Source organism: Paenibacillus sp. MZ04-78.2, assembly GCF_024213375.1.
Lineage (GTDB): Bacteria > Bacillota > Bacilli > Paenibacillales > NBRC-103111 > Paenibacillus_G.
Map to the genome: position 1 here is coordinate 24,906 of NZ_JANAVJ010000026.1, position 14,523 is coordinate 39,428.

Genomic DNA, 14,523 nt, shown 5'->3' on the forward strand with positions numbered 1-14,523 from the left:
GAGGTAATGAGGAAACCATATGCGTATTTTTCCGAAAGAAAAAGTATCTTTAGCTGTCATCTTGATGAATTTATTTATTGCCTATGTAGGGGTTGGCCTTGCTGCTCCCATCATGCCGTCGCTTGCAAAAGAAATGCATTTAAGCGGCGAAGTCATGGGATACCTGATTTCCGCTTTTGCATTTGCCATGCTGCTCTTCTCTCCAATTGCCGGCATCTGGGTAGATACGATCGGCAGAAAGAACATACTCATACTAGGGCTATTCCTTTTTTCTTTTTCGGAGCTGTTGTTTGCCGTTGGCAATCAGGTATGGGTATTGTTTCTTTCAAGAATTTTAGGAGGCATTAGCGATGCCTTCATTATTCCGGCCGTTACCGCTTTTATAGCGGATAACACCACACTGGAAGAGCGACCTAAAATCATGGGCTATCAAGCTGCCGCGATAAGTTTAGGGTTCATCATCGGTCCCGGTATCGGCGGATTTATAGCTGAATTCGGGATACGTGCGCCATTCTTCTTCGCCGCAGGATTCACCTTGGTTACTACTATTATTTCATTGCTTGTTTTGCAAGAGCCTTTATCTAAAGAAAAACGAATGGAAAATAGACAAAAGAAATTAAATGGAAGTTTTTTGTCGGAGATTAAAAAATCATTTCATCCTTTATATTTCGTACCCCTGATCATTGTGTTTGTATTAGCTTTTGGATTGTCTGCCTACGAAATGCTGTTCAGTCTTTTTGTTGATTCGAAATTCGGTTTCAATGCGAAAGATATTGCCGTCATTATTACAGTAGGTTCCATATCGGGTGTGGTGGCTCAGGTCATGTTCTTTGAGAAGCTGGTAAATAAATTCGGCGAGAAGAAGCTGATTCACGCCACGATTATGATTGCCGCAATTTTCATTATTGCTTCCGTTTTATCCAGTGGGTATTGGAGCATTATGGTCGTTTCCAGTATTGTATTTTTTGCTTGCGATATACTTCGTCCCGCAGTGACATCATTGCTTTCAAAATTGGCCGGGGAAGAGCAAGGATTTGTCGCAGGGATGAGTACCACGTATACAAGTCTTGGCATTATTATCGGGCCTGCGTTAGGCGGTATTTTATTTGATGTAAATATGAATTTACCATATATTTTTACCGCAGTTGTCCTGCTTGCCGCTTTTGTGATGGCGGTATTGTGGAAAAATAATGCGAGGATGCAGTCGCGATGAATTTACTTCACAGCACGAAACATAAAAGGATGATATCGTATGAGTCAGTCGAAAAAACGGATAACCGCCCTGGATTTTGCGAGAGCATTGGCGATCTTCGGCATGATTATCGTGAACTACAAGCTTGCACTGCAAGCAGAGTATGGCGGACCGGCATGGTTGCAATCGATTGCGGGTTTGTTTGAAGGGAGAGCTTCCGCCTTGTTTGTCGTGCTGGCAGGGATCGGCGTGTCATTAATGACCTCGAAAGCCCGAACCTCGTTGAACGAAGAGCTCATTCGTCAAAGCCGGAACAGCTTGTACCGGAGAGCCGCTTTCCTGTTTATCGCTGGCGTGCTGTTATTGCTAATGGGCTGGAGCGCCGACATTTTGCATTATTATGCCGTGTTCATGCTTGCAGCTGCGGTCTTGATCACCGTATCCGACAATAAACTACTCGGCCTGTTCTCGATTGTTCTGTTAGCATCGCAAATATTTTTAGTTATATTTAATTACTTCAACGGGTGGAACTCAAGTTTCAGGGAATATTCGGACTTTTGGACGATCGAAGGGTTCACTCGCAATCTGTTATTTAACGGATTTCATCCTGTCTTTCCATGGTTGTGCTTCTTCCTCATCGGCTTGTGGATTGGCAGAAAGCGTTGGCTGGATAAGGAAAACCGCTCCAAGGTACTGCTATATTCGCTATCGGGAACGGTTGTTTTTGAAACCCTTTCTTTTTTCCTGGTCCAATGGACCTCTGCTGAACTGAGTGTTGGAATAGCAAAATATCTTTTTGGAACGAAACCGATGCCGCCTACCATGCTCTATGTTCTCTCCGGAATTTGTTCATCTGTGGCCGTTATTGCGATCTGTCTTTATGTGGTCGACAAATTTGAGAATTCCCCTCTGACGCAGGCGGTGATCAACACCGGACAATTATCGTTATCCCATTATATCGGGCACATCGTTATTGGATTAGGGCTGCTTCAGGCCGTAGGCTATGAAGAACATGGCGGACTTTCTTTTGCCATGGCCTATGGGACCGTTTATTTCGTACTCGCCATCGTCTTTTCGAATCTGTGGATCAAATGGAAGACAAGAGGTCCCATTGAGCTAATCATGAGAAAAGTTTGTTGACCCCAAACCTTAAACGAGCCTGGGAAGCGACTCCGAGGCTCGTTTTTCGTTGAATCACGCCTTTACCCTTTGACGGAACCGACCAGCATCCCGGAAATAAAATATCGCTGCAAGAACGGATAAACCAACATGATCGGCAGTACCGTAATCATCGTGATCGCCATCTTCAAGCTTTCCGGCGTAACCGTGTTGGCGCTGGCGTTCAAAGCCCCCGATTGCATCAGGCTCGCGTTATTGGCGGTGGAAAGCGTTTGGTAGAGCACGTACTGCAGCGTGAACAATTCGGGATTCATCGCATTATACAGCTGCGTATCGATAAAGCTATTCCATTGCCCGACCGCCGAAAATAAAACGACCGCGGCAAGAACGGGAAGACACAGCGGGAAAATAATCCGCCAAAATACCGTCAAATCGTTCGCTCCGTCCACGACGGCCGCTTCTTCCAGCGAATCCGGCAAGCTTTCGATAAAGGTTTTGATCAGAATCATGTTGAATACGCTGACGGCAGTCGTGACGATGTATACCCAAAACGACTTGGAAAGATTCAACTGAACAATAAGAACATACAGCGGAATTAGCCCGCTGGAGAAATACATCGTAAAGACAAAGAACTTGCGCCAAAAGCGAACCGCTATAAAATCGTCTCTCGTTAAACAATAGGCCGCCATCGACGTTACGAAAATCATGACGACCGGGCCGAGAATCGTCCTTCCGACAGAAATCAATATACTATGGAAGATCGCCGGATCTTCAAACGCCCGCGCGTAGGCGTCAAGCGTGAAGCCCGCCGGCAATACCAGCAATCCCTGGGGCAATTGGCTCGGTTCGCTGAGCGAATAGCTGATGATATACAGGAAAGGAAAAAACATGATTATCCCGACAAAGGTCATCAATACATAGTTGCCAGCGTCAAAGAGCCGGTCGAACATTGTTCTATTTTCCATGGCAACCCCACCTTTACAGCAATGATTTACCTGTCATTTTCTTGGATAGCTGGTTGGCCGCGATGACCACAATCAGACTGACAATCGTCTTGATGATGCCAACTGCCGTCGCATAAGAGAAATTTCCGAGTTTGAGGCCGAATTTATAAATATACATGTCCAGAACCTCCATTGTTTCCCAGTTGGTCGGATTCGTGAACAGGTAGAAAAGGTCGAAATCGGAATTGAGTACCCAGCCAATGTTGAGAATCAACAATATAATGAACGTCGGCATCAAATTCGGCACCGTAATATGCCATATTTTTTTGAACCGCCCTGCTCCGTCCATGTCGGCCGCCTCGTACTGCTCGGAAGAAATAGAAGTGATTGCCGCAATATAGATAACAGCATTGTACCCCAAATACTTCCACCCTTGCACAAAAATAACCAGGAGCCATGAATACGCTTTATCCCCAAGCACATTGATGCCTTGCTCAAGAATCCCAAGCTTGATCAGCGACACATTGATCGCCCCGGTCGAACTCCCTAACAGTGCATGAATTATCGCATACACGATTACCCACGAAACGAAGAACGGGAAGAACGAGACGGTTTGAATGATCTTTTTGAACCACTTCTGACGTACCTCATTTAACAATATGGCGAACACCAAGGCAACCGTCAGGTTCAAAAAAATGACCGAGAGGTTCATAACGAGCGTATTGCGGATTAAATAAATATAATCCGTGCTTTCCATGAAAAACATTTTAAACTGCTGAAGACCGATCCATGGAGCCTTCCACAGATTGATGCCCACCTGATAATTCTTGAAGGCGATCAGCCATCCGAACAGCGGTACATAATGGAAGAGAACCGTTAACAGAACCGCCGGAGAGATCATTAGAAACAAATATTTTTGCCTGAATACTTTCTTTACCCATGTCGCTTGGTATTGTCGTTCTGCTCCCGAGACGATCACCGCCGCTTCCTGTTTCGCCATCTGCGCGAGCCCTCCTCCCCTGACAAACGCTAAATTTGAAACCATGGGGAATTTACAAGGTGAATATAAATTCCCCATGGTTAGATTATTTCGTATACTCTTTCACTTTGGCTTGCTGCTGCTGGAAGAGCTCATTGTACTTATCAACGACTTTCTGCGGATTCAGCGCCTGATATTGCTTCATCAAGGCTTGCCAAATTTGTTCGAATTCTGCTTCGGACTTGGCCATGACCAGTTTAGCCGAATTTTTGACGCGAAGCTCGACGATTTTTTGGGAAATCATTCCTTCGGAGCTGATAGGATCGATAACGATCCCGCTCGCCAATCCGCCCGGAGCAGGGACACCGTTCTTCCTGAACCAATCTTTCGAGTTGGCCCATCCGAGCGTTTTGTAAGTGTCCGCCACCGTCTTGGTCAAGGAAAATTCGTCGGAAGCCGCGGTATCGTTCAAGAGATTGTAAGGCTGGTTATCCTTCGCCGTAAGAAGCCTTAGCCCAAGGAACGACATACCGACGCCGATGCCTTGCTTGGATAAGTAATTCGGGTCTTCCCGGTATCCTTTTTTAAATTCGTCCGTCAGAACCCGTTTGCCGTCGACCCGCTTGTAATGAACCCCTTCTACACCGGATTGAAGCAGGGTCTGCCCTTCCTCGGAAGAGATCCAATCGATCAGCTCGAAAATCCGCTTCGGGTCCTTGGCGTTCTTCGTAATGATGATGGAGTCGTACGGGCGTACCGTTTCCAAACGAAGATTTTTCTTCTGGCCTTCCTTGACCATCGTGTTCGTCTGAATCGGAAGCTGGACGTATCCAAGCTCCGGATGTCCCGCTTTTTCGAGCGTTGTGTTGACCGAATCTTTAACCCACATCGTATAATAGAAACCTAAGGCTTGGCCGGAATTGACTTTCTCCGTCACTTGGGTGAGCGTATCCGTGAAGCTTTCGTTGTCGAGCAGCCCTTCGCGATATAATTTGTTGAAGAACTGGTACGATTCTTTTGTATACGCATTCAAAAGCATGTCTTCAAATTTCTGGTCTTTTATATTGAAGATAACGCCTTCATTGCCGACCGAGATATACTTGTCCCCTTTCTCGTACATAATGGGCATGATACCGGCCATCCCCCACGATTCTGCGAAAGGAGCGACAACCCCGAGCGTTTTCTTGCCGTTCGTCGTCGGATGCGCAGCGATCGCTTTCTTCAGGAACTCCACATAGTCATCCGTGCTCAACAGCTTCGGATAGCCCTGTTCCTTGAGAATATCGCTACGAATGGCGATATCGTTGCATTCGCAAAAGTTGTTGACATCTTGCGGAACGTTCGTTTCCCACTTGTACAATTTGCCGTCGCTCGCCGGCAGCCGCCAGAAAGGAATGGAAGGCTTATTGGTCTCGTTAAAATATTTGGCATCCTTCAAATAATCGTCCAGCGGCAGCGCGGCGCCTGCATTGATATATTTGGTTACTAAATCCTGGCGTTCTACGCGCAGCAGCTCCGGATAGTCTCCGGAAGCAAGCATCATGTTCAACTTATCCCGATAATCGCCGCTGAATGGAATGAATTCAAATACGATGTTGAATTTATCTTTAATGACTTTTCCGACCGGTGTCTCATCGCTTCGCTTCACGACCGTATTCCCCGTCGAAGTGACTAATACCTTGATGGTATATAACGATCGCTCCCCTGTCGGAGCGTCGCCACCGCTTGCTCCCGGATTCGAACCCGTGCCCCCACAAGCCGTCGCAAACAGCAACAGCGCCGCTACACCAATCCCCGTCAATCGTTTCCACAGTTTCAAAGTCAACCCCCCCTTGAAGTATCCCTTGCCCTCAAATCACAATTTAATAATTTGGTCCGCATACGAACCGCTCTTCCGGAAGTTGGGCATCTCCATCGCTCTTCCGCCGTTCATAACGGATAGCTCGGATAACAGCGCTACGGCTGTCCATTCACAGGCGTCGTAAACATCAATGGCAGGCTTCGCCAACCCTTTAACCGCATTTACGAAATCCTCGATGATGAAATAATCACTCCCCCAATGTTTTGCGTTCTTCTGCTCCTCGGTTGCGTTCTTGTAGCGGTCGGGCAAATAGTCATAGAAGTCGCTCAGCGGGCGCCATTCCCTATTGTAAGCAGGATCACCTCCCATCGATTCCAGCCACACTTTATGCTGATCGCCCATACCGCGCGGCGCTTCGAAGCATCCCTTCGTTCCTTGCAGAGTGTAGTTCACATTGAGCGGCCGCTTCGAAATGCAATCGGTGCGAAGCTTGATCAGCTTCCCGCTTTCCATCTGGCAGAGCGTAATCGTCGTATCCTCTTGGCGAAAGCGGGAATCCGTATGCCACCCTGAACCGTAGCAAGAAACGGCTCGAATCCGGTCGCCTTCGAACCACTTCATGACCGGCCCGAGGCTGTGTGTCGGATAGAAATTCCCCCGCCTGCCCAACTGCCAATACTTGCGCCAAGTCGGTGCTGATTGCTCTGCTGCATTCGTGCGGTTGAATTGGTAAGCCAAGCTGCGAACGTCGTGAAGGTATTCCCCTTCGCCAAAGTAGACTTCGCCAAACAAGCCCTTCTTCACCATATTGGTGATTATCTGATTTTCCGGAATATAGCAATAGTTTTCGGCCATCATATACACGCTCTTAGACGACTCCACAACTTCCTTCAACCACCACAATTCATCCATCGTAACTCCCGCCGTAACTTCGCAAAACACGTGCTTTCCTGCTTGCAAAGCTGCGATCGTCTGCGGTACGTGAAGCTGCATGGGGGTAGAGATGACTACGGCATCGATGTCCGATTCCAGCATGTCTTCGAAGATTCGGTAAGTATGCTGTATTCCATGCTCACGCGCCGCTTCCTGAAGGTACTCTCCATCCAGATCGCAAAGCGCCACAACTTCCGTATCGGGGCAACTCTGGAAGCCCTGAAGGGAGCTGAGTCCTCGCACTCCTGCAATCCCCACTTTAATTGTCATATTCATCCACCCCTAAGTCATAGACAAGATTTGTAAGCCCTTTCATTTCTAACGGTTCATGTGCTCTTCCTCACACTTTTATTGTAGAGGAGGCGTATCGTGAATGTAACATGACAAAACCGTAATTATAGCAGGACAAAAAAGTACAGATTACGAAAGCGCTTAACTAAATTTTCGCATCCGGATCGTTTTCTTGTACTCTGCCGGAGAAACCCCTTTGAATTTCTTGAAGATCCGATAAAAATAATTTAAATCCTTGTAGCCGACCTCCTCGCAGACTTCATACGTTTTCAAGTAACCTTCTTCCAACAGTTTTGCCGCTTTTTCCATTCGGACCCCGTTTAAATAATCGACGAACCCCATGCCCGTATGCTTTTTGAACAGCTTGCCGATATACCCCTGGTTAAGAAAAAACTTGTTCGAGAGAGTCGCCAAATTGAGGTCTGTATTATAATGGCAATTCACAAACTGAACGATATGGTTGAGCACATCATGGTCGAAACCGCCGCACTTCTCCTTGATATGGAAAGCCGTTTTGACGCATGCGGCCTCAATAAACCCAACCAGCTCCAGTACGTCGTTATTGGCACTGACAGTCCCGGTATCGATTTCGTTGTCGAGAATGGTTTTTAAGTCGCCGCCGATTTCGTTCATCATGGTCGCAAGCTCCATAAAAATGCCGATCATGATGGAATACAGTGCTTTATTCGGCTGTTGTAAAGAATCAGCATAACGGGAGAGACGTTCCATCTCATGCAGGATACCGGCGTCGTCGCATTGTCGAACCTTGCTTATAAGAACGGAATGATCCCAGGCGGAATCCGAATCGCAGTCCATTTCCATATTGTCGTAGATCGCTATACCGGCCCCATTAACCAGCCCTTGCCATTTTGCGGCTCTGCAGCTATTTCGATACGATTCGGGAATGGCTGCGGCGCTCATGGCCTCATTTCCGAGTCCGATGATCATCTCGCCGCTTGTCACATGCTGAATATTCGTATACAACTCGGGCAGCACCACTTCTTTAATGTAACTCATGTCATACTCCCCGCTGTAAAGAAGTGCCCCGAGCAGATCCTTCTGCTCCGGTTCAAACACATACCCGCATTTATGCTTCTCCAGCGTGCTGCCCATGATCTCCTTCACGATCTGCTTTGAAATGTCATATTTCATTTCTCTCGGAGTACAGTCTGCATACCGATTATCGCCCAACAGCACGGTGGAGACGCAGCAGGTGCTGTCCGTCAGGTTTTTTCCCCAATCCCCTACATCGTAATCCGTTTGGTCCCATGCTCCGGTTTTGACCAGGTGAACAAGAAGTTTTTCCCGTATAAAATTCTCTTGCTTTTTTAGCGATCGTTCGTTGATGCGTTCATGATCCAGCTCTTTTTTTATGGATCGAACCGTGCTTTCCAGCATATCCCTGTTGATCGGCTTCAATATATAATTGCGGACCCCGTATCGTAAAGCCTCTCTTGCATATTCAAACTCCGAGAAACCGCTAATGATAATAACTTTGGCGCCATTGCGCGTTTCATTCAGCTTTTTCACCAGCTCGATCCCGGACATTTCGGGCATTCGAACATCCGTAATAATGATATCGGCAGCCGTTGACTCCAACTGTTTGAGCGCATCCGAACCGTTACGCGCAACGCCCGCAATTCCGAACCCCTCGCTCTCCCAATCGATGATCAGCTTAAGTCCTTCGCATATGTTGGGCTCATCATCTACAAACAAAACTTTATACATGTCTACCCCTCCTGTTCAACTGGCGTCCGTTACCGGTAAACTGACCACGACCTCAGTCCCTATCCCCTTGCCGCTGTGTATGATCAGGCCATATTGATCTCCGAACAACAATCTGAGCCGGGTATGAATATTGCGGAGCGCGATCCCGGAGTAGCCCATAGGACTGTCTGCTTGATTGCTCTTATTGATCCTCTCCCTCAATAGATTCAACTCTTCCTCATCCATCCCGGCTCCATCATCCGTTATCGTAATAACAAGCTTTCCATCGACGATACGGCCACGTACCGTTACAGTCCCTCCATCCGCCTTTCTTTCGATTCCATGGTAGATCGCATTTTCGACCAGCGGCTGCAAAATCAGCTTCGGAATATATACGTTCAGCAGATCGGAAGGCACATCTTTCTCGTAGTTGATCCTGTCGCCATAACGGTATTTTTGGATCAGGAAAAAAGATTCGACAAACCGCAATTCGTCCGAAAGCTTGTAAATATCGTTATGGTTGCTTAGCGCCAGCCTGAATGTTTCGCCAAACATTCCGATGATATCCGAAGACTCCCTGTCGCCCTTCGTGAGCAATTTCATACGAATGGATTCAAGGGTATTGAATAAATAATGCGGATTGATCTGGCTCTGCAAAGTATGGATTTCCGCCTCCCGTGCCCTGGTTTCAATAATGCTGTTTTTGAGCTTTTCCTTCGTCACCCGGATTTCGGCTTCATAGACCTCATGAATCAATGTGTCTATTCTTTCGATCATTTCATTAAAGCTGTTATCCAGGATGCTAATTTCATCCGTGCCTTCTGCTTCATCCGAAATCGTAAAATTTCCTCTTTTGACGTTGCTGATTTTTTTTAGAAGCTTGCTTATTCTTCCCGTAATATTCCTGGATAGGAGGATCGTCAATATAAAAGAAAATACGATGCAGAGCACGGAAAGAACAACGCTTGTCATTCGGATTTGTTGAATGCTTGAATGTACGGCTCCTGCTGGAATCATATATACAATGCTCCAATGGTTTATGTTGATCGACGGACGATTGATCTGTTTTCTGAGCATAATGTAATCGCTTCCATCATAGCGTACAAAAGAATATTCTTTGCTGTCCTTCCTGTACTCTTCTTCGAAGGGGACTTCATTCAAGTTTACATATTTTTTTTCATATTCGGTAGAAAGAACAAGGGCGCCTGTGGCATCGCTAATAAATATTTTTTTTCCCCCTTCAACCTCCTTTGAAATAATCGAGTATAATTCATCTTTCCTAAAAAAGACGGCAAGCACGGAATTCGGCTTATATTCGCTTGTATCGCTAAACAGAAACCTGTAATTGCCCAAATACTCCTTATTGGATAGGTTGATCGAGTTTCCGGCTCCAACCCACTTGATTGTCCCCCCTCCCGGGTTTGAAAGATCCGCCCACCCTTCCTTTGCAAGATCATCCATGGAATGATTCGTAATCCCGGAAAACCCAATGGTAGAGTTTTTAGTATAGACGCGAATAAGCGCTTCGGAATTTTTATAGTTTAACATGGACATTAGCGGCTTAACGAACAGGTTGAAATCATTCAGCGCCTCATAAGGCGATGTATATTCGGTATTCAAGTATTTCGTAAACTGAAGGTCGTTCGACAGCCCGTCGGCCATATCGTAGTAGACTTTCAACTTATTCGTTAAATTCTCGTCAAGTTGTTCGACTGAAACCTTGGACAGCTCCAGGGAGCTTCTGAAAGCGATGGATTGAATACTGTCCGAGAGGAAATATTCCAGAACAATGATTGGAATAATCGTTACGACCACGTAAATCAAAATAAACTTTTTCCAGAGCCTTACGTTGTTCGAAATCAACCGATTCGGAAACATCCCTAACCCCCTATTCCAATGCCTGATTCATGGACGAATCGTGCCGGTTACTTTCTATTATATCTTTTTATCTGTTATGAATATAGAGTGTAATCTTTAACAGAAGAAATCGCGCGAAGAAAATTAGTTGACTAAGTCAATTATAAACATTATTATTCTAGTATTCATTTTTAATTTTGATGATTTATAGTTTCGGATCAGGAGGATAACAGATGGAATCGGATCAATACGTTGAAAAAATTCGTAAATTTAATCGGACTTATGCAAATGTGCTAGGTAAAATCGATCAACAAATTTATAATCAAGCTTTTTCATTGACAGAGGCAAGAGTGATAACAGAAATCCATCATGGAAATGGCTGTACGGCAACGGAGGTTAGAGAAAAACTAGGGATTGACCGAGGCTATATGAGCCGAATGCTCCAACGATTCGAGGAGGAAAATATCATCCTCAAAAAACAGTCAAGTGAGGATAAACGCCAGTATGCCCTCTTTTTAACCAAAGATGGCGAGAACATTTACGAAGACTTGGTTGAGCATGCGCGTCGTGGAGTAGATAGCATGATTCACCCCTTATCCAAACATGATTTGTCCAGAATGGTCGCAGCCATGGAAATCATCGAATCCGTGTACTCGAAACCATATTCTTCCGCTTCAGAAGTCCTCATTCGGCCATTTCAACCGGGAGATGTCGGATACGTCGCGCACCTTCATGGAAGGATCTATGATAAGACGTATAAGTTTGGCCAAATGTTTGAATATTATGTTATGAGAGGTTTAGCAGATTTTATGACGAATCCCGATGGAGGAGAGCTATGGGTTGCCGAAGTGAACGGTGGGATCGTCGGTTCGATAGCAATTACAAAGTCCAGCGATACCGTTGCCCAACTCAGATGGTTTATATTGGATGAATCTTTTCAAGGGAGAGGCATCGGAAAAAAACTCGTTGAGACCGCCCTCAGCTTCTGTAGAGAAAAAAACTATGCGCATGTGTTCTTATGGACCGTAAGCACGTTAGAATCGGCCCGCTATATTTACCGGAAATATAACTTTAAATTAACTGAAGAAAAACCAAACGACGAATGGTCCGAAACGAAATTAATTGAAGAACGATGGGACCTTGATCTTCATTGAGCCGATTGAGTTTGTTATCCGGATTGTGACATGTGTATCCCTCCGATTCTTTGAGACCGGCTTGCTCTGGCCTCCAAGACTTCGGCGGGATATTTTTTCGACAATTTTTTAGCAAAGAAAGGAGATGCTATCACGTGTTGCAAAAGCAACGATTGTCATGATAGTATATCAATCAATGGATTTTTACTGAATATCCATAATTCATAGTTTAGAGCAATCCATAATCCCAGTAGAAAACACTGGAGGTGAATGAATGCTAAAAGTAAACCGGGATGACGAACGTCCCATCTGGCAGCAACTTCTGGATCAAGCGATTCATAATATTACAACCGGAAAATGGCCGCCAGGCGAATTGCTGCTCCCATCCCGCGAACTCGCTCCGTTGATTGGCGTTTCCCGTTCAACCATACAGATTGTTTACGAGGAGTTATTCAGTCGCGGGTACACCGTAACCTCTCGTCGCGGCGGGACTAGAGTTAGCCAATGGACCTATGCGACTCGTCCTTCGGAGGATGCCGCGACACAAGGACCCGTCCCCCCCGAATTACCTTTATTAAACGCGGCAATCGGTCATTTGCACAGTTGGTTCGGAAACAAAGAACATCGAAAAGCAGAGATCGATTTCAGTCCTCATGAGCCTTATTTGGACGACCATTTTCAAAAAAATTGGAGACAATCATTTTTACAGGCCTCCACAGAAACAGACCTGAGCAGTTGGGCTTACGGCGACGCCTATGGATTCCTACCGCTACGAGAACAAATTCAACGTTATTTGTCACTTGAACGGGGTGTTCATGTGAGTACCGATCAAATCATATTAACCTCAGGCGCACAACATAGCATCGATTTGATCGCACAAGCCCTTTTACATGAAGGAGACACGGTTTCGGTTGAAGATCCCGGCTTCCCTGCCGCTTGGATGGCGATGAAGTATCGGCGTATGCAAGTTGTCTCCGTTCCGGTCGACGAGTACGGGCTATGCGTAGACCGCATTCACCCTCAGTCCAAACTTGTGTTTGTTACGCCATCGCACCAGTGTGCGGTTGGCGTTATTATGTCGGAACCTCGCAGGCAACAATTGTTGCACATGGCTGCCGGGCAGCGGTTCTGGATTGTTGAGGACGATTACGACAGCGAATTTCGATATCGCGGTGACCCGCTTCCAACCTTGTTCAGTCAGCGACCCCAGAATACGTTGTATATGATGAGTTTTTCCAAAATGATCGCTCCCGGTATTCGAATATCGGCAATCATTAGTCCCAAAGAGGCCATTCGTCGGCTTGCCCAAGTCCATGAATTAACCTATCGTCATCTTCCGATTATGGAGCAATTAACGCTTACTCATTTTATCGAGCATGGTCATTTCATGCGCCATATGAGACGAGTTCGAAATGTATATCGGCGTAGACACGAAGCTATGACGAAGGCCATCATTACGACAGGTCTGAGCGAACGCTTCACACTAAGCGGCGTAGAAACGGGGTTGCATATGCTTCTTGAGGCTGACCCGTCGTTTGACGAAGAAGCCGTGACGAACCTCGCGCTCGAAGAAGGAATCCGCGTTTATCCGCTTAGCAAGTATTGTTTGGAAAGCGAGCGAAAAGGATGGGTACTTGGTTTTGCTAAAGTAGATGAAGCCGCCATTGAAGCAGGCATTCATCGTCTGGCAGGGATGCTTTTATAATCCAAGCGTCCCCCTGCCTCTCTCCTAATCGTCCTGGCGCGCGTTTTCGTTCCAGTAATGGCTGTCCGGCAAGTAACGTTGGCCGAATACGCTTGTCCCTACACGGATGATGGTAGCTCCTTCTTCGATGGCCACCTTGAAATCGCCGGACATGCCCATCGAGAGGATTTCCATTTCTACACGCGGAAACTTTTTCTCCCTAATTTGTGTTTGAATACATTTTAGTAATCGGAAGCAGTGCCGGGTCTCATCGTTTGTAGCATTCAGTTTTCCAATCGTCATTAAGCCTTTCACGTTTAACGTTTCGAACTGGGACAATTGTTCCACCAACTCCAGCGCCGTTTCCGGAGAAGCGCCAAATTTACTTTCTTCGTAGGACGTGTTGATTTGTACCAGAATATTCATGGTCTTGTTCTCTTTGACGAGCTGATGGTGCAGGGCCTGCCCCAGTTTCAAACGGTCCACAGAATGAATGAGTGTAACATATTTGACAACGTCCTTCACTTTATTCGTTTGCAAATGTCCGATAAAATGCCATTCCACCTGATTATATTGCTGCATAAGCGGAAATTTGTCCCGAAGTTCTTGCGCTTTGTTTTCCCCAAATAGAGTCTCGCCCACTTGGATAGCCCTTTGCAATTTTTCGAGCGGTACAGTTTTAGTCGCCAACAACAATTCCACGTCCTCGATCTTGCGCCCCGAGGCTTGGCAAGCCAATTCCATCTGCTGCCTTACGGTTTTGAGATTCTCTTCAACTAGATGGCCCATGTTTCCCTACCCCCTTTCTACTCACGATTGTTAATGATCACGTTGACCAATTCGCATAAACCCACGCCGGGCAGAGCAGACCCTGTCACCCCTC

11 protein-coding genes are annotated in these 14,523 nt (G+C 46.3%); 4 read left to right on the forward strand and 7 right to left on the reverse strand.

The window, feature by feature from the left end; translation table 11 throughout:
- Nucleotides 1–19 precede the first annotated feature (19 nt).
- Both NLX71_RS17410 and NLX71_RS17415 read left to right on the forward strand, forming a co-directional pair.
- The gene (locus NLX71_RS17410) at nucleotides 20–1,213 is read left to right on the forward strand and encodes an MFS transporter (protein WP_254365073.1); all 1,194 of its coding nucleotides are present in this window, start codon (nucleotides 20–22) and stop codon (nucleotides 1,211–1,213) included.
- A gap of 39 nt (nucleotides 1,214–1,252) precedes the next feature.
- Nucleotides 1,253–2,332: a DUF418 domain-containing protein gene (locus NLX71_RS17415; RefSeq protein WP_302058298.1), complete on the forward strand. Its 1,080-nt coding sequence runs from the start codon at nucleotides 1,253–1,255 to the stop codon at nucleotides 2,330–2,332.
- Nucleotides 2,333–2,394: 62 nt separating this feature from the next.
- Here the strand turns inward: NLX71_RS17415 and NLX71_RS17420 are convergent, their stop codons facing one another.
- The 6 genes from NLX71_RS17420 to NLX71_RS17445 all read right to left on the reverse strand — a co-directional run bounded on the left by NLX71_RS17420 (nucleotide 2,395) and on the right by NLX71_RS17445 (nucleotide 10,265).
- The gene (locus NLX71_RS17420) at nucleotides 2,395–3,276 is read right to left on the reverse strand and encodes a carbohydrate ABC transporter permease (protein WP_254365075.1); all 882 of its coding nucleotides are present in this window, start codon (nucleotides 3,274–3,276) and stop codon (nucleotides 2,395–2,397) included.
- 13 nt (nucleotides 3,277–3,289) lie between these two features.
- Nucleotides 3,290–4,255 (reverse strand): ABC transporter permease, encoded by a 966-nt coding sequence (locus tag NLX71_RS17425; protein WP_254365076.1) that lies wholly within the window; start codon nucleotides 4,253–4,255, stop codon nucleotides 3,290–3,292.
- A gap of 85 nt (nucleotides 4,256–4,340) precedes the next feature.
- Nucleotides 4,341–6,053: an extracellular solute-binding protein gene (locus NLX71_RS17430; RefSeq protein ID WP_254365077.1), complete on the reverse strand. Its 1,713-nt coding sequence runs from the start codon at nucleotides 6,051–6,053 to the stop codon at nucleotides 4,341–4,343.
- A gap of 36 nt (nucleotides 6,054–6,089) precedes the next feature.
- Nucleotides 6,090–7,238 (reverse strand): Gfo/Idh/MocA family protein, encoded by a 1,149-nt coding sequence (locus NLX71_RS17435; RefSeq protein WP_254365078.1) that lies wholly within the window; start codon nucleotides 7,236–7,238, stop codon nucleotides 6,090–6,092.
- Nucleotides 7,239–7,400: 162 nt separating this feature from the next.
- Complete coding sequence (locus NLX71_RS17440; RefSeq protein ID WP_254365079.1) at nucleotides 7,401–8,987, reverse strand: response regulator transcription factor; 1,587 nt, start codon at nucleotides 8,985–8,987, stop codon at nucleotides 7,401–7,403.
- Nucleotides 8,988–9,002: 15 nt separating this feature from the next.
- Entirely contained in the window at nucleotides 9,003–10,265 is a 1,263-nt protein-coding gene (locus NLX71_RS17445) for a sensor histidine kinase (RefSeq protein ID WP_254365080.1), read from the reverse strand.
- Nucleotides 10,266–11,056: 791 nt separating this feature from the next.
- Here NLX71_RS17445 and NLX71_RS17450 point away from each other — a divergent pair.
- The gene (locus NLX71_RS17450; protein WP_254365081.1) at nucleotides 11,057–11,977 is read left to right on the forward strand and encodes a bifunctional helix-turn-helix transcriptional regulator/GNAT family N-acetyltransferase; all 921 of its coding nucleotides are present in this window, start codon (nucleotides 11,057–11,059) and stop codon (nucleotides 11,975–11,977) included.
- Nucleotides 11,978–12,230: 253 nt separating this feature from the next.
- Nucleotides 12,231–13,661: a MocR-like pyridoxine biosynthesis transcription factor PdxR gene (pdxR, locus tag NLX71_RS17455; protein WP_254365082.1), complete on the forward strand. Its 1,431-nt coding sequence runs from the start codon at nucleotides 12,231–12,233 to the stop codon at nucleotides 13,659–13,661.
- 24 nt (nucleotides 13,662–13,685) lie between these two features.
- Here pdxR and NLX71_RS17460 read toward each other — a convergent pair whose 3' ends face one another.
- The gene (locus NLX71_RS17460; RefSeq protein ID WP_254365083.1) at nucleotides 13,686–14,429 is read right to left on the reverse strand and encodes a YggS family pyridoxal phosphate-dependent enzyme; all 744 of its coding nucleotides are present in this window, start codon (nucleotides 14,427–14,429) and stop codon (nucleotides 13,686–13,688) included.
- Between the last annotated feature and the right edge of the window lie 94 nt (nucleotides 14,430–14,523).

Coding starts and splice junctions, on each gene's coding strand:
- NLX71_RS17415 (WP_302058298.1), top strand. CDS start 1,253: ATGAGTCAGTCGAAAAAACGGATAACCGCCCTGGATTTTGCGAGAGCA.
- NLX71_RS17435 (WP_254365078.1), bottom strand. CDS start 7,238: ATGACAATTAAAGTGGGGATTGCAGGAGTGCGAGGACTCAGCTCCCTT.
- pdxR (WP_254365082.1), top strand. CDS start 12,231: ATGCTAAAAGTAAACCGGGATGACGAACGTCCCATCTGGCAGCAACTT.
- NLX71_RS17440 (WP_254365079.1), bottom strand. CDS start 8,987: ATGTATAAAGTTTTGTTTGTAGATGATGAGCCCAACATATGCGAAGGA.
- NLX71_RS17450 (WP_254365081.1), top strand. CDS start 11,057: ATGGAATCGGATCAATACGTTGAAAAAATTCGTAAATTTAATCGGACT.
- NLX71_RS17425 (WP_254365076.1), bottom strand. CDS start 4,255: ATGGCGAAACAGGAAGCGGCGGTGATCGTCTCGGGAGCAGAACGACAA.
- NLX71_RS17410 (WP_254365073.1), top strand. CDS start 20: ATGCGTATTTTTCCGAAAGAAAAAGTATCTTTAGCTGTCATCTTGATG.
- NLX71_RS17460 (WP_254365083.1), bottom strand. CDS start 14,429: ATGGGCCATCTAGTTGAAGAGAATCTCAAAACCGTAAGGCAGCAGATG.
- NLX71_RS17420 (WP_254365075.1), bottom strand. CDS start 3,276: ATGGAAAATAGAACAATGTTCGACCGGCTCTTTGACGCTGGCAACTAT.